Genomic DNA, 21,819 nt, shown 5'->3' on the forward strand with positions numbered 1-21,819 from the left:
CCAATAAGGCAAGTTGGGGGATCTCGTCTTTTTGCCGGCGGTTCTCGGATGCGCGGCGTCGTTCAGACCAAAAAGTAGATTCTGGCGTGAAGGCAAAAAGGACGTTCGTTCCAAAATATATCGGGAGGAAAGGAATTATAAATAGACGAAAGAAAAACTGTAATCGTTTCATTCTTCGATTATATTCAAGAAATCGAAATATCTCCTTAATTAGTTGTAAATAAGTTGTAAATCAAGACAATTGCTATCGGGTATCTGTTCGTCATCGATCGCTTGGGTGGGATCCCTATTTTGGGATGCGGTTAAGATTTTCGGAGTTTAGGCGTTGATTCGGAGATAATAAAGTTGATTAATTTCTTCTCCCAATTTGGTGGTGGCGTCATACACCAAGCCACCCACAAGCGAAATCAAGAGACGAACCACATCGTTCGGGAGGTCCTCTTCTACCACCCAACCGTTTCGATTCATTAGAAAAACATCCGTGGGCCTTAAATCGCTTACCTGCCTGACCCCCTGTACCGAGAAAAGGAGTTTTTTAACAGAATAATTTCCATCCTCCCCACGGAATTCGGATTGGGGCCATGTGGAAGAATCCACCTTTCGTAAGGGAGCCAAGGCGGGGTATTTCTCCCAGAGCGCCTCTAATGATGCCGATGCGTCGGGAAGAACCCAGGAAAGTCGACTTTTGCCTGATAAATGAGGAGCTTGGCGAGCAAGGACTTCCAATTCCGCCAAACGGGTTTCGTCCTGGGGAGTCGGGTTCCCGCTCAGGAGAGTATCCGAAAGAACAATGACCTGGTGCCGGTTCTCTTGAAGCGAGGTTGTCACGACTTCTTCGGCATCGAAAAGTTTATCATTAAACCCTCGGGCTAAAAGAATGGCCCACCGGTTCCAGTTTTCCGGCGTATCCGAATCCAACACTTCCCCCAGGGACAACAAGGCCGCAAACGCCAGGCGACGGGCCAGAGGAACGGGATCTTCCATGAATTCTTTATCTTCACGGACGACTTTCCCCAACGCTTGACCCGTACGAAGAACCGCGGCCTCAGACAGTTGACCATCCTCCCCGCGAAGTTCCCATGTTCCCAAAACGTCTTCTAAAGAAACACGGGCAGCTTGCGCCCGGGACCGTTCCTCTTCAAACGCTCTCCGAACCCGATCCACGTCCGCCGTTAAAGTTCCCATTTTCAAGGAACGGGCTCGTCCTCCCAAAAGTTCCCGGTTGAGTTCTTCCAAAGAAGAAAAAGCAACAACGTTTGTCCCTTCCGAGTAAAGCCATGGGTCAAAAACATCCCGACTCATCGCAAAATTGTCCTGAGTGATGACGCGAGAATTTAGCAGAAACTCTAAACCTTTTATCACTTGAATCTTTTGCTGGGGAGTCAGCGACGTTTTCCCATCCGGCCCTGTCACATTGAAGAAATCGTAGACCGTGTCCCCTTGGGTATGAATCGATTCAGGAGCCAGGGCAATGTTGCATCCCAACTCCGCCAGTTTCCGTGCAATGACGTGAAGGAGACCCGGCTCAACCCGATCCGGAGTCAGGATAGATAAATTCCCGTTATGAAATCCCACCACGCTTGGGGGCGAACCCGGCCTCCCGGACATCGTAAACCGATAGGGTCGCTCGTAACGAGAAAAAATGTCCTCAATCGTTGCGTGTCCCTTCACAAGATCAAGAAAATCCTTCTCCATTTGATCCCGTTGTTCCTTTCTCTCTTCAAAATCTTCCGCCAGCCCCGAAACGAAAAACCGTCCTAAGACCGGCCCATCGATGGCGCGAACGTCACCCAAAAGGACATGAAACCCATGGGCGGCGGTGATTCCCGCCATATCGGCCAAAAGGCCCACACGATCTGGAGTAGCCTCAATGAGAAGCTCATGAACACCCGCAAATCCTGTTTCGCGAATTGAAATCGCCACCGGCGAGTGTTGTAATTCCAAATCCAATTGGTTCTTTTGATCCGCAGAAATGGCGGGAACGCTGTTTTGCCGACTGGCGAGAAACGCCGGAAGAAATTCCCCCTTTTTTCGGTCCGGAAGATCATTCCAGACCTCTTGCGCCCGGCGGAGCAGATCGTCCATGCGATCCTCATGAATTTGAATAACCTCCCACGGGTTTTCCCCATCGCCAATCGGGGCCATAGACCAGGGGGCCCGTTGATCCCAAAGTTGTTGGATCAATAACCGTTGGCTTTCGGCCCAAAGAACCGGCCGATGACGGCGAACCCAAGGCCAATGGCCCCGACCCAAAACATCATAAAAACGCTGGTAGGCGGCCACCAATTCCTCAAGCGTGTTGGCGTGATCCACATGAAGACGGAGCCACTCTAATGGTTGAACCCTCAGGGTAATTCGATCCTTGATTTCGATGATCCACGCCCACAGGTTAGAAGGATTTGGCCGATCGTACCCCGACGCAAGGCGGGACACACGAAGCTCACCGAAACGACCAATTTCTACCGACCGGGCTGATCCGTTATTCCCGAGGCGAAAATACCGAGGTGTTGATAGGAATTTACGGTCGGGACGATAAAGGCCACTGTCCGTGTTTACCGCCAGACCTTCTTTATCTTGAAATCGAACTGTCGACCCCACGGAGTGCCCAAAGATTTGGTGAATGGGGACCAATCCTTCATCAACAAAACTGGCCACGCGATTCATGATTCCTTCAGAACCCATTAAAAGGCCATTGGATCGATTGAGTAATTGCCTCAAATTTCCATGCGTTTTAGCCGGTTTATCTGGACGATCTCGAACATGCTCTGCAATGGACCGAACCGATTGGTTAAAAAATTGAAGAAGCGCGGAATTGTCCGCACGAATGTCGGCCCCTTCGGGGAATCCCGTGTTTACTCGATACTCTTCCAGCCACTCCTCCCACACCGGAGTGCCATACAGAGCTCCCTTCAATTTTTCCGAATATCCCGCATGCGTAACCAGGTGACTTTTCCCATCAGGACCTTCCAACACCGCGGCCCCTTGAAGACGTCCCTCCAATACACCATTCATGAGGAGTGTTCTTAACTTCTCGCGCAACGTCTCCTCTCCTTCTTTAAAATCACCGCCGATGGGTTCTCCAATGAGAAGAGCCATTTCATGATTCCCCATGAGCAGTATAAAATCCCCCCCCGCTCGACGGGCTTCTTCTTGAATTCTAAAGAGATGGGTGTAAAGCTCCATGGCCTGATCTCCCCGCCCCACCACATCCCCCACTTGGACCGCCGCCCGCCGTCCGCCGATCCAATGGCCCGCATCGTTAACAAGTTTTTCGGCCTTAAGAATCTTTTCCACCGCCGCGAGATGGGCATCCGCGTCCCCAATCACAACCGCGTCCCCCGGATGCTCGCTCCCCTGTCCCCAACGAACAGGTTCTGTAAGGGCCCCTGGCCCATCACCGCTTTGAAATCGAGGCACGGGAGCTGAGCGAAACACAAATTTCCAGATCAAGGACACACTTGTGATAAGGAGCGCACTGATCCCCACATTTCCCCCAAAAACTGAAAAAAGGTCCTGCCAGATCCCATGGGTTTGAATCAGAGAAGGAACCATCTCACCAGCAAAAGCAATTACGGAGAGGAAAGGTGCCAGCAGAACAGCGGAAACAGCTAGGATGAAAATGAGCGGATAAAAGAATGGTTTCCTGTCAGTGGACTGACGATTCTTTTCATGGGGACCTGAAGTGCCTGAACCCGGTGTTAGCGCTCGATGCATGTCTTCAAACTGCTTGAATCGTTTTTCGACTTTATTGAAGAAACGATGGAGGTCTTTGGGGCCCTGGCCTTTCCCCGTTTCCAGAGTGAGGAGAACCGTGGGAGGGGCGCGGGGCGCCGTTTGGAGAGCTGTGAGAGCTGCGTATCGACGAAGTTTAAGCGAATCTCCCCGGAGAAGGCGCTGGGCGTCGGAATGATCGCTTTTCCAGGAAGTGGATGTCATTTCTTCGCTCCACACCACTGTTTCCAAAAGGATCGGAGCGCCATAAACTGGCCGAGCGAGACTTCCTTGGTAATCCGCGTGGGCGCGCCGCCCGAGCCGGACAATTTTTTTCGATCGACTTGAGAGAACGGCCTGGCCTCTTTTTAGCGCGCCAACCAAAGTGGGAGAAGGTGAACCTAAATAACGTATCTCACTGATTTCAGGACCGTCTGCTGCTGTTTTTCGGTTGAGTAAATAGAAAATAGCGGCGTAACGATCCGCCGCATCCCCCTCTTTTCCCAACCCCGCGTCCACCATCAATCGCTCAACTTCTTGTCGGGAAACTTGCCCCCATGCAAAGGCACTCTCATCGTTCATCCCAACGGTACCGAAATGAGCGGTGGGCTCTGGGGTGGAAGGGACTTGGTTTTTGTATGTGACCATGGCCTGATTGTAGGCCTCCACCACGGGGGTGGTTACACTGTTTTTCCCTTCCATGGCTCCCAAAGCGGCGGCCATGCGGAACATCCCCTCCATCCACACAGCGAAGGCCACGGGGAGATCGTTGGGCAAGGTGACCTCCGCCACAGGGTGGCCGGCTCGACGAAGGGTCTCGATGGCCTCCGCATTCGGATCGTCCACGCCCTCCTGACGAACATGAACAAAAACGGCCCGGGAGTGGGCGGCGTCCCCGTAGGCCGCAACGTTTAAAGGGACGTCATAGGAGATTAATGGCGAGTTGCCTTCCTGGGTGAGAAGACCGGGTTCTAAGCTCCGCGCCGTGAGAGGCGACAATCCTTCCAAGAGCGGAGGAAAAACAAACACCGCCTGATTTTTGTTTTCCCGCACATACCCTTCAAACCAGGCCGCTAGACGAAAAAAAGCGTCGCCTGATTCTCCTTTTCGAGCGAAGCTGGCGGCGGACTGAAAAATGGTGGTCGGCGACCACCCCTTGAGTGCCAGAAGAAAGGCGTAGGGATATCCCGGATGAAGGAAACGTTTGAGCAACTGGCGCCCGCCATCGAATTGAAGGGGAAAGGTTCGGATCCCAATGCTGGTCGCCCAATTCCATCCCACCGCCGTACGATCATCTCCCCCAACCGGTGGATCTCCGAAATAAAAAATGTGCTTGAACGCTTTTTCTTTATTCTGTGAATCCACCTGCTCAAAGGTTTCACTGATGAGATTGGTCAGAGCCTGGATTTCTTCTTTTCCTTCCTCATTCATTCCTTTGGACACAATGACAAGTGAACTCTTCTTTATGGCCCGCCGCCAGACTCGGTTTTGAACTCCTGTAAACCCCAGGCCAATCAGGGCACGTTCCTGGGGGGTTTCTTCAGCATTGATCAATCGCCTTCGTAACGCTTCGATTTCACCTGGATCGATATGTTCCACCGGAAAGATCCGGGCGGCGTCGGAACCGGCCGGCCAGGAATCCATCATGCGTCCCATAGGCCCCACGCCACCCACCCCCACGTAGATAACGTATCGGACACCATCGTTCTTAAGCGTCGCGGCAACCCCGTTTAAACGTTCCAACTGTTTTTCTTCAAAGATCATTTCCTCGAGAGCGTTCGCCCGAGGCGCAAGTTTTTGCTCTCCGTCGACCGAGCCGCCCTGACGAAAAGGCCCTCGACCTGTCAAAAGTTTCCCCCGCCAACCCTCCACCACCATTTTCCGCATGAGAGCCGCCCAGGCGACAGGACGGGCCCCCAATCGGACCCGGACGCCGGGGTTCACCGTTTCGAGAATTCTTCCCATGGCGTCAATAAGGACCCGCACATCACCGACCGATTTCCCCTCAGGAACGATGGCCGTCGTGTGGGGCAAGGGTCCCCTGGGCGCATTTCCCATGGCTCCAAAAAAAACCAGCACCGCTTCCACCGCATGAAGGACTTCTTCAATCCTCGGTTTATCGTCCGCTAAGAGCAACGCCCGCATGGATGGAAGTTTCCAAAGGTTGACCAGCAAGGCCAGCGCATTTTTCTTGGATTGACCACGGGGGATGAAGTTGATGGAACTTGTCCCCGCCATCACGCCCTCCAAAGGCAATCCCGATCGCTTAATCTCTTCCTGAATGCGGGCGTTCGCCGCCGACCGATGAATTGAAGGAATATTCCTTAGAACGTATTGAACCCGCCGAAATTTAAGTAAATCATCCACCGATTCTGGAGCGGTTTTTGCGGTGGCTTTGGGAGCGGCTGGCCGCCGTTCCACTCGCGAGCCATGGTGGAGCGGGTGGGCCTGCTCCCGGGCCAAAAGGGCCTCCAACCAAAGGGCCACGACAAAACGTGTGGAAGGGTGGGGGCGATCCATTCCTTCCAACAGCTTTTCTGCCCAAGGGTCGTCTTTCATTTCCGTTAGGAATCCCCTGGCTTGGGCGAGGAGACCCACCCGTGCCTCCACGATAACGCCCCCTTCACTCAAGACTTTTTTTTCAAACGATTCGGCCACGGATTCAAAGAGATCTTCCGTCATGGCCGGTTGATACTGTTTGGACACCGAATCGTAAAGTCGGGCGTCCATGATGCTGGCAATCATGGGAAGGTTATTCCCAAGGAGATAGGCGGGGAGGCGAAATCCCCGGCCGGATCGGTATGTAAGGTTGATGAAAAGTGGATCCAGATTTTTCAATAGCTCTTCAAAACTGGACGCGGTGTGAGGCGCGATAACAGCCCCGTTCCACAATGCCCTCGCTATCGCTTTCGCTGTTTCACTATCAATATCCGTGTTTGCCTTCGCGAGAGTATCGTCCTTATCAAAAACACCCACCAATATACCGTAAAGAGCATGGAGGTTCCGAAGGGCCACCCAGGTTAAAAGGCGATGCGGTCGATAGAGAAACCGACCGTCCTGGGTTTTGCCCACGAGGGGAAGGACAAAGACCCGGGTCCCTAACACGTCTTCAAACTCCACTTGAATTTCCTCCGGCGTCATGGATTCCCAGAACCCCGCTACCGTTTTGGCCGCCCGGCGCATGTTTTCCGGATCGGCCCCCCAAAGGAGCGCATAAAGACTTTCCTCTTTGACGAAAGTGGATAATTCCTCTGGGCTTTCTTCCGGAACGTTGACCACCACATCCGTAAGAAACGATTTGAGTGAGACACGCCTCCCTTCCAAGGAAAGGGAGTGTTCTAAAAGTTTTACCAGCTCCACCGGGGAGAGCCCGGCGGTTTCTGGATTTTGGGTGGGGTTGAAGAGCCAGGTGATCGGGACCCCCCGGGCCTTGGCTCTCATCAACGCTTCCACAACTCCCGCTGGCGCCAAGGCGCCCACCAAACTGGTGAGACTTCCGGGGCCAATATATATTTCGGCCGATTCATTAATCGCCCGAACGGCTTCAGGCTCCGCCTGAGGAAGATACCCCAGATGGTGCCCATGGCGGACATCTTCCAAATCAATTCTTTTTAATGGGCCCGCTTCCTGGCCCAATCCAATGGATTTCTCTCCTTCTGCTCTTCGTCCTGTTTCATCAAAACCAACGGGTCGAACTTCCAGGGACGATTCGAACCCCGCCATGAGGGGGACAACGGAACTGTCTAAATCGCGGACCAAACCATCCACAGCGCGGTAGTAATTCGATCGATGGATAATTCCTGGGACTGAAACGGCTCTGTCCCGGTACAACGCCCCGAGGAACAACAAATTGCGAAGAGGCTGCGGGCGCGAAACCCGGTTCAGGTTTTCAAGAATTGTGTCGGTACGAATAGCCTGTTGAATATCAAGGGGAATGGCCTGAAGACGAGAACGGATGGCCTTGAGAACATTTTCTTTAAACTGAGAATCTTCTTCTTGCATCCTTTCGGGAAAGGAGACTTCTTCCACCAACGTCCTTAACCAATCTTCCGGTGTCCCGGAATAATCGGTTATTTCCGCGGCCAACAGGGCCCGGACCCAGGGACTTGAAATTCCCCCTTCCATGGCACGCATGGGATAGCCCATGTAAGGCACGGTTTCAACGGGGATCCCGTTGAGGTATCGGCTCAGGAAACGGGGGAGCGCCCTCACCCCCTGACGTCTCAACGAGCGTTGCCCCTCCCACACTCGCCCCACCACGCCTTGAAGAGCGGAAGAACGACCAGAGTCGTTTAAGTTGCTGACCACCGCTTTGACCGATCCTCTCGCTTCCGGAACACTCTGAAAAACTTTCCCAAGGAGTTCGGGCCCACTCCCTCCTCCCAAAACGACCACCCGCGCGGGATGAGCAACCCGAGAACCCAAACGCCACACGCGGAAAGAGTGAAGCCCCATTTGGTATCCAACAAGAATTGCTCTGAACGTAACGATGAGCGGCATAAGAAAAGGGACCAAACCAAATGCCCTTGGTTCTTGCTCTTGTTCCTCTTCGCTACCGTCCCTATTGATATGAAGAACACTGTTCATCACCGCATGCGGAATGGCCAAACCGGCAATCCAGGCAAAGGATCGTTCCGAAGCCCCTTGAACAACCCCCATTCCCGAAAACATCACGGAATGGAGGAGGAGAACCCCCACGCTGATCGCCAGCTTTTCTGCGGAAAAGGCAAACCGGAATCGTTCAGGCCATGTTCCCTCGGCACCCCAAAGGTGGCCCAAATGCCAAACCAGCTGATACCCCACCCCAAGCAGGAGCGGTAACCAAAAACCAAATCCGGGATCCACTCCAGCCCAAAGTAAGCCCGCTGCAGGGAGAAGGCTTTCCATGATCACAGGCAGCCCGACCCGGGCCCATCCCCCTTTTCCGGCTAACCCATAAAACCATTCCAACCAGGGCCAACGTCCACCCCGGGCCTTTTGGGAAGAAGGACCTACGTTAACGACAACCTCACCCTCAGGCAACGTGACGATGAGTGGAGAAATAGAACGGTATGCCGGGCCAAGAAGATTTGAGTCCTGGTCCACCGCTATCTTAAAAGCAGCCCGAGCGGTGAGACGTCCCTGATCTTGACCGTCGGATTCAGAGAAAGGAAGTTGAACAACCACGTGAGCGACCGGATTTCCATTGGAGGACGTCTCAACGGATGACTCAACAATACGCCCATGAGCCAGTGAAGGCAACGGTTTTCCCGCGACTAAAAGCTCCAAAAGAGTTCCAACCACAAGGGGAATCAATTTCACCGCTCGGCCATTCCGTTGGATTTTTTCTTGCAGCGCGGGAGACACTTGAGGGGGATGGGCGGCCAGGAGACGAGGCGATTGGAGAGTGATCACTTCACCAGCCAGCAGTTTTTCCAAAGGGAGCGGGTCACGAATCAGGGATTGAAGGGGCTGTGAATTATTCGGTATTTCTCCAATCCGCGGGGTAACAACCGCGTAAGAGACGTCAGCCTTTTTGAGGAGCGCTGTCATGCCCTCGGTGTGAAATCCCCCAGCCACCAAGACAGCCACGGAGGCCTTTTCCGCTTTCACCTTTTCCAGAAGATTCTGGACAAGTGATGGGTTGCGTTCTAACGCGAGCATTGAAAATTTTTCAAAGGATTGAAGGAGCGCCGGGGACAGGACAGATCCTTCCGGCGGAGCGGGACGACCGCTCAAACCAGCCAAACGCTCATGGATTTTTTGTACGTCGTCCCGGGAGGTCACGTAAAGGGTCCAGTCCGCAGGCGTCATGGCGTGATGAGCCAATTTATTGAGAAGGGACAAATTTCGTCGACATTGGGCCAACACTTTTTCCTTGGGATTCTGAACCAACTGGGATTCAACCGCCCGTTCCATGGAAGGGAGCTCACTCAAAAGAGCCCCCCGATCGATTCCATCCGCCAGAGCCAAATATTTCATATACCGATCCACCTGAGAAAATTGATCAAGATGAATACCGTTTTGTTTGGAGATAGACCTCAAGTAAGAATGGTAATCCGCGTGTGAAATCCGACCCAACCGGTAGGACACGCTTTGAGTCACGACATTCTGAAGTTGAGCGGGCGTGAGTCGGTGACTGAGAAGGTCCACCAAGGTTTTACGTTCTTTTTCAACCGCCTTGAAATCCATCGTCTTTTCAATGGCGAACGCCTTCTGGAGAGACATCAGGTGAGGATAGTCTTTCGCGGACCCTGCATAAGAGGTCCATAGGAAATCCACGTGATCCCCCAAATGAGTTCGTCCTTCTTCATAGGAAGCCACGGCTGAATCGAATTTCCTTAATCGTGGAGAATAAACGCTTGCCACCGCTTGGTCGGAAAGAGATTTGAGGACCGCCAAGCCTTTGATCAAGGTGGCCCGGTTCATTTCAGATGCAGAGAACGCGGCCAGGTTTTGGTTATAGAGCCCTTCGGTTTCCACACCCCAGAGGAGGAGCGATGCTTCCGCAGAAAGACGAACAAATTCCGCCCCACCGATATACCCAAGGCGCATCAGGAGGTCGGCCACGCCCCTGTTGATATCCGCGTTTTGAGATGTTCGAACCCCATCGAGCGAAAAAGGGCCCGTCGCTCCTTCAAGCCCCACCAACGACACACCTCTTTTTCCTAACGCTTCAATGATCCCCGCCTGAGCATTTTGGGCGTCTAAACTTTCGTGAGCGTCTTGGAGATGGATTATCAAGGGAGCCGTGGGATTCCCGGAAAGAAAAACATCCCCCAAATCCCCGAAAGGCGCGACCAATTCGGGGAGCCAATCCAATTGTTCCTCTGCCCCTGGCGGCAATGAACGATGATTTACGGATACAGAATTTTCAATCCCTTTCCGTTCAACGGGGGAGAACAATTCTGCACGTGGGGCGGAATGTGGAGTGAACGTGGAAAGTTGAGCGAATTGCGTGTGGGAGGAGTGCTGGCGAGCGGCATTACGACGGTCTTTCCAAAAATCAGTCTCCGCAGAATAAAGACCAGAAACGTTGGTCATGAGATAGGCCATGACCAGGAGAACCGTTCCCATGGATCGGGCCAGAGAATGACCACCGGATGGCCGTACCGTTTTTTTTACGCTCCTTTCCATTGAAACCTCGCCATTGAGTTTTTCTCTAGTGGTTTGCCTACGCTTATTTTATTAGTTGCACCTTAAGGAGGCCGAAAGGAGTTGTAAATAAGTTGTAAATTACGGCAGATTTTGGGAGGTTTTAGTGATTCGGAAAGCGCACTGGGATTAAGCCTGTTGAGCAATAAGCCTTGCTAACTCCAGGAACCGTTCAAAGTGGATAAGGAGACCCATCGGGCGAACAGATTCTTTGCCGAAACGGAACGAATCTTTAACCCCAGAATCATTGGCCGAATAGCCCGGAGGGAGATAGGGCTGAACGATGGGAAATTGTGGTGGGACATGGCGCTCCAAAGTAGCCATCAATAAATTCCTTCCCGCAAATAATTGAACCCCCTCGTCCAACCGGATGAGTAGAGCACGATCATTCATCGTTTGAATGGTCTCCGAAACCATTTGAGGGATAGTGGTGTTTTTCTCCACATAAAAAACCGTTTGTCGATGGATGGCAAGGGTATGGCTCATCCATTCCTGAGGATTCGGGGTCGCTAACACCTCCGGAGATAAGGGGATCAATCCCACCGAACGTTGGTCGATGCCCATCCTTTGCAACAAACCATCTGTCGCCCCCGCAAGAGAACTCATGTTTTTCCTTTCCTCGGGCGTGCTCTTGTCGAGTATCCCCCGAGCCACTTGTTCCAAATCTGCGGAAGGCGTAACGATCGTCCCAAAGATATCTTCTGCGGAATACGTACCTTTCTTCGCGTCGGGCATCAAATTCAAGAGAGTTTCCTCAGTCGAGGCTCCAGGGGAAGACGGGACGTTGGAGGGACGCACCCTCTGAAAACTCCGAAGGAAATCGTCCCCCATTTTGGATCGGAAATCTCTATAAACGTGTCCTCCAAGAACAGCAAGAGCGGTGAGGTCGCCCCACCCCGGAGCGAGAAGAAACACCCCGGGCAAAACGAGGTAAGGAAGAAAATCCTTAAAAAATTCATTCGCTCGAACAAATAACGATCGAGGGGGGCCCCGATGGGGCTCCTGATCGTCACGTCCGGCAATGACCAGAGCATGAACGATTGAATAGGCATACAAAACCACAGCAAAGACCCCCATTGCCGCAATCACGGGAGGGATAAAACCCAGAACTTCCGCAGAAAATTCCGCCACGAAAAGGTGGGCCAAAAAAACCCCTCCGGCCCACTCCAAAAAGAGCCCCACGCCCCCCCACCGCCAATCCCCGCTTAAAAGATAGCCGAGAGAGAGTGGATCCCGTTCCGAACGACTGTCACCTATCGTATTTTCAGAATGCGGAAGTCCTTCCTCCAGAGAACGAAGACGGGCATTCACGCGGTCAACCATCTGTTCACGAGTAGATAAAGTCTGTGGCACCCCGCCATTCAATAAATCAACTTTTTCTGAAACAAACTGAATGCCATCTGAGCCCATGAGTATGAAATCAGCTCGGCCGGTATCCGCATCAAAAAACATATTACCCACATTGTGAAGGATAGGAACAAGGTTGTGGCCAATCAAAATGCCTTGGGCGAGATGTGAAATATTCTGAAGAATACTCTCGAACCAACTCCAGGCCAGGACCCCCAAATGAACAATAAACAATCGATCTTCTGGTTTACTTAATTTCTTCAGGAACATTTTATATGTCCCCTCCGGATCGCCACCCGTCATCTGAGCAATCACATTGGCCTTGGCACGTAACTTCCCTTCTTCCTCGGCAGAAAGCGTCGTTGGGTAATAGGTTTTTTGTGCAAGGGCAGGATTAAAGAATCGGTAAATCCATAGACTTTTTCGAACCCAAAAAATACCACTAAATTGATGAAACAACCCCAACAATGATTCTCGATGATGAACAGTCAAATCGTAAGGAACCCGAGCGCGCCTCAGGATCGTCGCCATTCGATTTTCCGCCGCGGCCAGATCGACAGCCGTAAACATCGGTTTTTTACTTAACGTCAAGGGCATTCCCGCATGTAAATGAACCCATCCCTTGTCATCGATATAATGGAAACGAGAGTTGCCCAATACCCACCAGGCCATTTCGATCAGGGGTCGTGTTTTGGGATCATTGAGAAATAGTTCGTAGTCATAATTGATGACGTGGTGAGCTCCCAAACGGGTCATTTTCAAAATAGTGCTCTTAACGTATCGGTAGAAAAAACTCCAACGAAATCCGTTCCTTGCATGAAGAGCGAGGTCGGATAAGGGGTCCAGGTTCAAAATTTTATTTACGATGCCTTCGGCTTCGTGGAGCACCCCGAACTCTCGAAAAACCTCATTCCCTCCGTTTGCCAACCAAATCGGCAAAGATTTCTCATTCATCAGAATTAATGATTCAATCATTAGGATTTCGTGGTTCCCTAGGATAAGGATGAACCGATCCCCCAATTTTTCTTTCAATGTGCGCATGGCCGCATAACAGCCTTTGTTGTTATTGCCTCGGTCAAAGACATCGCCATGAACAATGACTTCATCGATGAGCCTCGCCTCAACGAGTGGGATCAATCTTTCCAGCACCTTGGGATTTCCATGCATATCAAAAACATTAGCGGTACGATTCACTTTCCCCGAGGCAAGACGGTCGCTCAAATCTCTCAGCGCCTGTTTCCCCCCCTGCCCGATCAATGGGAAGGTGGGCGTGTGCCCAGATAGGACAGTGTCCGCGACCAGCGTTTGGTACCATTCGACGAAATCGTCATCCAACCGATCTTGAATTGACGTTTCAAAGCCTTCGGCAAAATAGAGGGCCGCGGTCTCATGTGGAACAGTTTTTTCCAAATAATCAATGAAGTCATCCTCGAGGGTGTAGCCTAAGTTCATTTGGTCCAAAAAGGCTTTTCGGACTTCGGTTTCATCCAAGGCCCCCATCTCCATGCTGAGTCTCAACAGATCGTCAAAAGCCGCTTTGGCGTTGAGAACCATGTAGTCCACACCACCGGGCTCCCAATAGTGTTCAAGGAGAAACACCTTGAGAAACTCGTGAGCACCAAAATCAAAAAGATTCAATTCGGGAGGATGGTTTTTGATCCATTGAATGGCATTGGAAAAATCGTTGGGAACAGGCCCCGCGAGGATAGACTTCAAATCCCTTGTGTTTCGAAAAACAACGTTTTGACCAACCCCATCGGGGTAACCCAATATCACTTCGGTCGCCAGCAAACGGCCAATTTCAGAATTCATCTGACCCATGTAGTTTTGAAGAATGCCCTGGGCCTCCAGGTCCCCCGTCCGTTTTGCTTCCAGCCACAATTTATTTAATATCCCGAAAACGGTGGTTGTATCCAACCCCGCGTCACTCAGAACAATATATCGGGGAACGCTCCACATAGAGATCGTCTTTATTCCCAACATTCGTTGCATCTCAAGACCAATTTGTGCGGGCAATTGAAAATTTGCGGGCTTAACGAAATAGCTTACCTTACGGTTATCTTTCAGTTGAACGATGATTTCCGGAACGGGGAATTCTTTTTCCTTTTGATCCGTGTCATACCAAGGGGGCCACTGAACCTGAATGGAATCGTGTTCGTTGTGCCAAGGATAGTTCTCGTTTAAATCTTTTCGCAATACATCTAAAATTTCTTTGCGCGGGAGATGCCGGAAATTCATGGGGTCAAGAGGGATCGCGGTGGACGATCCGGACTCTGGAACAACCCCCGGGCGAAGGTAAGACAAGGGAAATCCAAATTTATGCAAAAACAAGTCTAACGCCCGTTCAACAAACCCCACAAGACTCTGAAGGAGGGAGACCCTCGATTCCCCTTGAGAACGTGGTTCCATTAAATCGGCTCTCTCTCCCTGGACAAAACCGACAAATCGCCCCCAGACAGAGGAAACCCAGGAAGTCCTTTTCTCAACAACCTTTGACCATTCCACGGAGGAAATGGACTCGGCAGTTCCTGTTAGGGTCACGAAGAGCTTTCCTAATCTTGCGGACAGTACCGCACGAACAGTTCCTCGATCTCCGGTGACGTGTGAAAGAACTCCTTCCCCCCCAAGGGATGAATAGAGATTTGAACAATCGATTTTCGGATCGATGTCCTCATCTAACCGCAGAGGGAGGGACACCACCGCAGGGGCCAAAGCGGTACGAACGGTTTTTTTCCAGGGGGATTGGGCAAGGAACAGGGATTCGCCCTGGAAAAGTTTTTCGAGGGGTGTTTTTTCTTGGGTAAAAACACTGAGAGATACAGAGCCCTCTCGAGTATCGATCTTTTCAATTTTAGGAACGTAGGAGACAACAGTGATTCCTTCCCGCGTGAGAAATTTTGCCATTCCCTCAGCGTGATACCCCCCCGTTACAAGAACGACCACCGGACGGGAAACTGAAGAACCTTTGATCTCTGTCAATAAGCGACGGCCCATGGCGAGGTCACGTTTGTGGGCCTCGAGGTAAAAAGACTCAAATGGCTTCAGTTTCAAATTGTTATCTTGTTGATTCATTTCGTTGTATTCCGCCCAATCTAAAGGCGTAAGTGAAAAATCAAGGAGTTTCTGTGTCAGCCAGATCTGACGCGATTTATTGATCAGGCTTCGTTCTTCTTCCCGCTGAGACAAACGACTAAAGGTTGCCTTTTCTAAAGCATGGAGTTCTTTTTGAAGCCCTTCAGGATCAATTCCCTCAGCCAATAAAACATATCGAACATAAGCGTCCATGGCTGGATACCTAGATAAAGGCACTCCCACACGTTCACAGGTCTTTAATAGCCTCCCGTAAAAATCAGCGTAACCCAAACGGCCCGCTCGGTAAGCGAGACTATCGGAAATAAGAATGTTCGTTTCCTGTGGATTCAACCGTTGGGTAAGAGCCTTGACCAAGAGGCCCCTCTCTTTTTCCACCTGGTCAAAGTTCAAGTCCCGCTCGAGGGCTGTGGCCTGTAGGAACAGATGAGTTAAAGGAGCGCTTCGCCCGGGCTGGGGCATCAACGATTGAACGTAGGTGCCCAATCCAATTTCACCGACACGATAACCATTGACTGTTTGATCAAAAGCCAGAAGGGCCGGAGAATACACACTTTTCTTTTGATTATTTAAATCCTGTTGAATCGCGTTGAAGTTTTGACGAGAGGGGGTCCCCTGGAGTGTCGCCTCCCTATACGCCTGGACATTCGCCGCATAAAGGAGCGGGTCATCGATGCCCACAATGGGCGGAAGGGGGCTCTCCGTTGTTAGAGCGGCATGAATGGGCCCGGAAATTTCGTTTTCACGCAATAAATAATCCGCCCCCCTTTTAACAGCGTGAGGGAATGGAAATTCAGCGTAATGCTGGAGAGAAATCTTTTCAGTTGCCCCTTCTAAAGCGAGCAAATTCACCTGACCGGAACTTAGTAAATCACTAACGACTTCCCTGATGTTCCACTGGGCTTCCGCATTTCTATGAACATCTTGAATGTGAATCACTAACGGGGAACGTAACGTTTCACCCTGAGCCACCGAAACTTTTCGGATTTGCCCATGATTTGAGGTGAGAGCCGAAAACAGTTTCTCATTCCCTTCCAGTAGATGGTCTGGGACGTGCCGGATCTTCGATGAAGTAATGGATTCGTTTGGGATTTCAATTCGAGGGAACTGGTCCGCCACCCCACGTGCGCCAACCGTCTCCCCAGCTGGAGTCGCGCGCGCGTAGAAGCGGGATTGCTCTTGAACATGACGTTGGCGATTGGCCCAAAAACTGTTTTCGGGTTGATAGGCCAGGAGACATTGTGCCCCCAATAGGGAACATGTCAAAAGAGAAACAATTTTTCTTCCATAGGAAATAAGGGCGTAGGCCATAATGGAAGTATATTCAAAGATCATGAAAGGAAGGCTTAAGGAATTGTAAATTAGTTGTAAATTACGATTAAATTTGGCGGGTTTTAGAGAAAAACGTTATAAAACAGCCATGGCGTCGCCGTAGGAGAGGAATCGGTAGCCTTGGGCGAGTGCTTCAACGTAGGATTCGCGGAGGGGGTCCAGCCCGGCGAAGGCGGCGGCCAGGAGGAGCGGCGTATGGCCGGGCATATGGAAATTTGTGAGAAGGCGATCGATGGAACGGAATTGATACCCTGGCGTAATGTAAAGAGAGGCGGCGCCCACCCCAGGAAGAAGCACACCGTCCGGCGTGGTGGCGGATTCGAGGGCGCGCACCGCGGTGGTTCCCACCGCCCACACTTTTTTCCCCTCCGCCCGGGCCAGGCGAACAGCCATGGCTGTTTCGGGTGGGATCCGATAGGGTTCCGTGAGCATGTGATGGGCTCGGTAATCTTCCGTTGAAATGGGACGGAAAGTTCCCCACCCCACCCAGAGGGTTAAAAACTTGACGTGGACACCCATCTGTTTAACCCTCTCCAAGAGTTCGGGGGTAAAATGCAGGCCCGCGGTCGGGGCGGCCACGGCGCCCTGGGGCAAGGGCCCCTCTCCTTCCGCTTCGCTGGGCGCGGAATAGACAGTTTGATAGGCTTCTCGATCCGCGGCGGTGCCATCGGGAGAACGTTTGATATAGGGGGGAAGAGGCATCTGCCCCCGTCGTTCCAAGTCGGGACCCACTGGTTCAGAAAACGAAAGTTCCCATTCCCCATCGGGACATTCGCCCACCACGCACCCGTGAAGCCCCTCAGGGAATAAAATCTCGGTTCCCACCCGCGGGCGAGGCGTCACCAAAGCCGTCCATCGTTCAGCCCCTTCGCCCGGAAACCGGGCCAGGAGCAACACCGTCATTCGCCCGCCCGTTGGTTTTTTACCGAAAAGGCGCGCCGGGAGAACGCGAACGTCATTTAATACCAGGACATCCCCCCCAGTCAAATAGTGAGGCAAATCCGAAAAAACCCGGTGGGTCCGGGACCCGTCCTTTCGGTTGAGAACCAGCAAACGAGCCTGATCCCGTTTGGGGAGGGGGGTTTGGGCAATACGGTCCTGGGGGATCTGTGGGAAACCCAAAAAGGAGTCGGAACGATGGGGCCTTACTCGTTCCAATCGACCACCTTCACATGATGGTAATAGGTTCGGAGGATATCTCCGTAAGACCTTCCTTTGTCCGCTTGCCCCTTCATTCCCCATTGGCAAACACCGACCCCATGACCCCATCCCCGACCATGGATCTGCCAGGCCCCATTCCGTTTCGAGATTCCGGTCCATAACGTGCTCCGAATGAGCCGGGGATCAACAACGGTTCGGAACTTATTGGCCAGAAGGTCCATTTTCCCCTGGTCTCCATAGAGCCTCAATTTGTACACCCGTCCAGAAGGCGTATGACTCAAAACACCGATCGCTCGAATGTGTCCCACATCAACACCCGCGGCTTTCAGCCGAGACCAAACCAAATCGTAAGGAACCCGGGCCACCCAATGGGCGTAGGGGTTGGACTTACACCAGGAACATCGAGCCGCTTTAAGATGGGGAGCCCCGCCGTGTTCCCACACGTTTTCCGCAGACTCCGTTGACCCACCACAACTGGAATGAAACACGGTACTCACTAAATGTCTTTTCCGATCCACCAAAACTTCCCCCCGGGTCTGCTCCACTGCGGTATCGGTCTTTTTGCGTTCGGCGGCGACACCCCCATACACTTGGCAATGGGGTTTCGAACACAAATCATATCCGGATCGGCCATGGCGGCCCCTGTTGCGAAGTCCATAGGTCCGGCTGATGACCGCCTGCGCCTTCAGCGATTGCTCCGGCCATTTGTCCGACGTTTCCATTTGTAAAACCCCACGCACATAGTCTTCAACGGAAAGGATGTTGACCACGCGAATGCCAGCCCCCTTCCGGGTCAGTTCGATCTGGCCACGGTAGACCCGTTTATTGATCACAACGGTACCCGACCGTTCGGTGGGAGAGACAAAAATTTTCGGACCCCAAGACTTCTTTCCAATTATAAATCCCTTGGAAGATAATTGAATTTTGGTTTGGGTTTTATACCGTTTTGTCTGCCGGGGGGACTCCCCCAATAAACGAAAGTCCCCTGGTCCCAATGTCACGGACGATTCCTGATCCATGAGCCCAATCCGAACCAAGGGGGAACGGGCGCCTAAAACCGGAGAGATCAATCCCAACGTGCAGATCAGCGCCAGAACGGCGCGTTGCGTCCGAAAAACAGAGGGGATCATTGTCCGAACAGGCTAGGCTGGAGAGGCGGGGCGGGGAGAGGCAAGCCAAGGTGTTCATACGCCAAAGGCATCGCCACACGGCCCCGGGGAGTGCGAGCGAGGAAACCCGCCTTAATCAAAAAAGGTTCGTAGACATCTTCTAAGGTGTCACGCTGTTCACTGACCGCTACCGCCACTGTATCGGCCCCCACCGGGCCCCCACCGAATTTCGTGATCAACGCCATCAAGATTTTTCGGTCGATAGGGTCCAACCCCGCCTGGTCTACCTCCAAAGCGTCCAGGCCACGACGGGCCACCGCGTGGGTCACCCGCCCCCCCGCCTCCACATCGGCAAAATCCCGGACCCGCCGGAGAAGGCGGTTGGCGATGCGCGGGGTGCCGCGCGATCGGTGGGAGACTTCCCGAGCGGCCTCGGGTTCAATGGGTGCATTCAACAAACGGCTCGAACGGGTGACAATGGCCGCCAAGTCCGCTTCATCGTAATAGTCCAGATTCGCAATGATCCCAAACCGCTCGCGCAGGGGGCCCGTTAAGAGACCCGCCCGCGTCGTCGCTCCCACCAGGGTGAATCGGGGCAGTGGCAATTTGATCGTTTTAGCGGAGGGCCCCTGTCCAATAATGATGTCCAGAGAAAAATCTTCCATGGCCGGATAAAGGGCTTCCTCCACCGTATGGTTCAACCGGTGGATCTCATCAATAAAAAAAATGTCGCCCTCTTTAAGGCTTGTCAAAAGCGCCGCCAAGTCCCCCACCCGTTCCAACACGGGCCCTGAGGTTTGACGAAGACCCACGTTTAATTCTTTCGCGATAATGTGCGCCAACGTGGTTTTTCCCAATCCCGGCGGGGCTGAAAAGAGACAATGGTCCAAAGCTTCTTTTCGTTTCTGAGCCGCTTGAATAAACACCTTCAGATTTTTTTTAAGCTTGTCCTGACCGACAAATTCGTCCAAACTTTGGGGACGAAGGGTAAAGTCCAACGTCGCGTCTTCCGGTAAAGGGTTTTGCGTGAGCGTCCGTTCGTCTTCTTCCATTGAATTAGCCTCTTCCCGCCAAGTGTCGCAACGATTCCCTCAAAATATCTTGGGATGTGGGCCGGCCCCCAAGAGTATCCCGGGCGGACTGGGCGGCTTGCCGCGCGGCCGGTTCTCGATACCCCAAACTGACGAGCCCCGCCACAGCCTCTTCAAAGGCGGAGGACGGTTCCGTCTCAGGAGATCCCCCAGGCAACGAGAGAGATTCCATCTTGCCCTGGAGAGCGGCCACCAGTTTCTCCGCCGTCTTGGAGGTGAACCCAAAAAGGACCACGAGAGATTTGGGGTCCTTGTTCATAACCGCGTGGCGGAAATCCGCCAAAGATTTGGCGGCCTTATCCAAAAGTTCCAGGGCTTTTTTGGCCCCGGTTCCAGGAACATTTTCGCGCAAGACAAGGTACACCTGTTTTTCCAGCGGACTGAGAAACCCATACAACGAAGTCCCCCCCCCGTACATCGCCACCGATTCCACCACCAACAATCGGACCTCCTCCCCCACGGGCGGTAACCGGAGCGCCGACGCGGTGGAAAGCGTCACGTCATAACCGACCCCACCGGCCTCGATGACACAGCTGTGATCCGAACGTTCCACAAGAGGACCCCGGAGGGTGGCAATCACGCGGTCACCCCAGCCATATAGGAAGCACTATTGATGTGACACAGGGCAATGGCCAACGCGTCCGCCGCGTCGTCGGGTTTGGGAATGGTTTTTAAACGAAGAAGGCGCTGGACCATCGTTTGCATTTGGGATTTGTCCGCGGCACCATACCCGGTGAGGGCCATTTTCACTTGACGAGGATTGTATTCATGAATGGGTAACCCGAGCTCGGCCAGGGTGAGAAGAATAGCTCCCCGGCCATGCCCCACCGAAGCGGCGGTACGACTGTTTTTGGCAATAAAAAGGTCTTCCACCGCGGCTAGGGTTGGGCACTCCCGCGCAACGATCTCCCGCAACCCACGGGCCAAAAACAACACCCGCTCTGCCAAGGGCCGACCTTTGGGAGTTTCAATTACCCCATAGCCCCACACACGGTAGGATTCCCGCCCGTCCGCTTCCAAGACCGCCCAGCCCACTGTCCCGAGGCCGGGATCGACACCCAGGACTTTCAATACCTAACCCTCACCCCCGGCTTCAATATCGCCGTTGGTGTAAACGTCCTTAACGTCGTCGTGGTTTTCGAGCTCTTCCATTAATCCTTCCATCTGTCGGGCCGCCCCGTCTTTCAGAGTCACCGTGGTGGAAGGAAGAAGAGTAATTTCCGATGAATTAAGGGGAACCCCAGCGGCCTCAAGGGCGGCTTTCACTTTCTCGAAATCAGCGGGAGCCGTGAGAACCTGAAAAATCTCCGGGTCATCGGACTTAATATCTTCGGCCCCGGCCTCCAGGGCGACGGTCATCAATTTGTCTTCGTCTTGCCAAACCGATTTTTCGATGATCAGTTGACCCTTGGACTGAAACATCCACGCCACACACCCGGATTCACCCAAATTCCCCCCATGGGAGGAAAAAACTTTTCGGATTTCCGAACTGGTCCGGTTCCTGTTATCGGTCGTCCCCGTAAAGAAAACGGCGGCTCCACCAGGCCCATACCCCTCGTAGCTCACTTCCTCAAAAGTCATGCCCGGGATTTCGCCGGTTCCCCGCTGGATGGCCTTCTTCACATTATCAAAGGGCATGTTGGCGGCCCGACCGTCTTCAATGGCTTTCCGAAGCCGGGGGTTATTTTCCGGGAGCCCGCCCCCGGTTCGCGCCGCAATGGTGAGTTCTCGGACGATGCGTGTGAACACTTTCCCTTTTTTGGCGTCCAACGCCCCTTTTTTGTGTTTAATCCCTGCCCATCGGCTGTGACCGGACATAATAGTCGCTCCTTCGTAAAACGGTG

The 21,819-nt window shown here is 52.7% G+C and carries 8 protein-coding genes; all 8 read right to left on the minus strand.

The window, feature by feature from the left end:
- Positions 1 to 318 precede the first annotated feature (318 nt).
- The gene (locus tag JNK54_00385; protein ID MBL8022725.1) at positions 319 to 10,827 is read right to left on the minus strand and encodes a YvcK family protein; all 10,509 of its coding nucleotides are present in this window, start codon (positions 10,825 to 10,827) and stop codon (positions 319 to 321) included.
- Positions 10,828 to 10,974: 147 nt separating this feature from the next.
- Positions 10,975 to 16,593: a metallophosphoesterase gene (locus JNK54_00390; GenBank protein ID MBL8022726.1), complete on the minus strand. Its 5,619-nt coding sequence runs from the start codon at positions 16,591 to 16,593 to the stop codon at positions 10,975 to 10,977.
- A gap of 96 nt (positions 16,594 to 16,689) precedes the next feature.
- Entirely contained in the window at positions 16,690 to 17,856 is a 1,167-nt protein-coding gene (gene queA, locus JNK54_00395; GenBank protein MBL8022727.1) for a tRNA preQ1(34) S-adenosylmethionine ribosyltransferase-isomerase QueA, read from the minus strand.
- Positions 17,760 to 18,905 (minus strand): SpoIID/LytB domain-containing protein, encoded by a 1,146-nt coding sequence (locus tag JNK54_00400; protein MBL8022728.1) that lies wholly within the window; start codon positions 18,903 to 18,905, stop codon positions 17,760 to 17,762. The genes queA and JNK54_00400 overlap by 97 nt, the downstream gene beginning before the upstream one ends.
- Positions 18,902 to 19,936, minus strand: coding sequence for a Holliday junction branch migration DNA helicase RuvB (gene ruvB, locus JNK54_00405; protein MBL8022729.1), 1,035 nt, complete (start codon positions 19,934 to 19,936; stop codon positions 18,902 to 18,904). The genes JNK54_00400 and ruvB overlap by 4 nt, the downstream gene beginning before the upstream one ends.
- A gap of 4 nt (positions 19,937 to 19,940) precedes the next feature.
- The gene (locus JNK54_00410; GenBank protein ID MBL8022730.1) at positions 19,941 to 20,555 is read right to left on the minus strand and encodes a hypothetical protein; all 615 of its coding nucleotides are present in this window, start codon (positions 20,553 to 20,555) and stop codon (positions 19,941 to 19,943) included.
- Entirely contained in the window at positions 20,552 to 21,046 is a 495-nt protein-coding gene (gene ruvC, locus JNK54_00415; protein ID MBL8022731.1) for a crossover junction endodeoxyribonuclease RuvC, read from the minus strand. The genes JNK54_00410 and ruvC overlap by 4 nt, the downstream gene beginning before the upstream one ends.
- 3 nt (positions 21,047 to 21,049) lie before the next feature.
- On the minus strand, positions 21,050 to 21,793 hold the full coding sequence (locus JNK54_00420) for a YebC/PmpR family DNA-binding transcriptional regulator (GenBank protein MBL8022732.1): 744 nt from the start codon (positions 21,791 to 21,793) through the stop codon (positions 21,050 to 21,052).
- Positions 21,794 to 21,819 lie beyond the last annotated feature (26 nt).

The sequence above is a fragment of the Elusimicrobiota bacterium genome, from assembly GCA_016788905.1.
In the GTDB taxonomy this organism is placed as follows: Bacteria; Elusimicrobiota; Elusimicrobia; order FEN-1173; family FEN-1173; genus JADKHR01.

Bases quoted from the DNA above. Each gene is read 5' to 3' on its own strand.
- JNK54_00420 (MBL8022732.1), bottom strand. From the start codon at position 21,793: ATGTCCGGTCACAGCCGATGGGCAGGGATTAAACACAAAAAAGGGGCG.
- JNK54_00390 (MBL8022726.1), bottom strand. From the start codon at position 16,593: ATGGCCTACGCCCTTATTTCCTATGGAAGAAAAATTGTTTCTCTTTTG.
- JNK54_00385 (MBL8022725.1), bottom strand. From the start codon at position 10,827: ATGGAAAGGAGCGTAAAAAAAACGGTACGGCCATCCGGTGGTCATTCT.
- queA (MBL8022727.1), bottom strand. From the start codon at position 17,856: ATGGGGAATGAAGGGGCAAGCGGACAAAGGAAGGTCTTACGGAGATAT.
- ruvB (MBL8022729.1), bottom strand. From the start codon at position 19,936: ATGGAAGAAGACGAACGGACGCTCACGCAAAACCCTTTACCGGAAGAC.
- JNK54_00400 (MBL8022728.1), bottom strand. From the start codon at position 18,905: ATGATCCCCTCTGTTTTTCGGACGCAACGCGCCGTTCTGGCGCTGATC.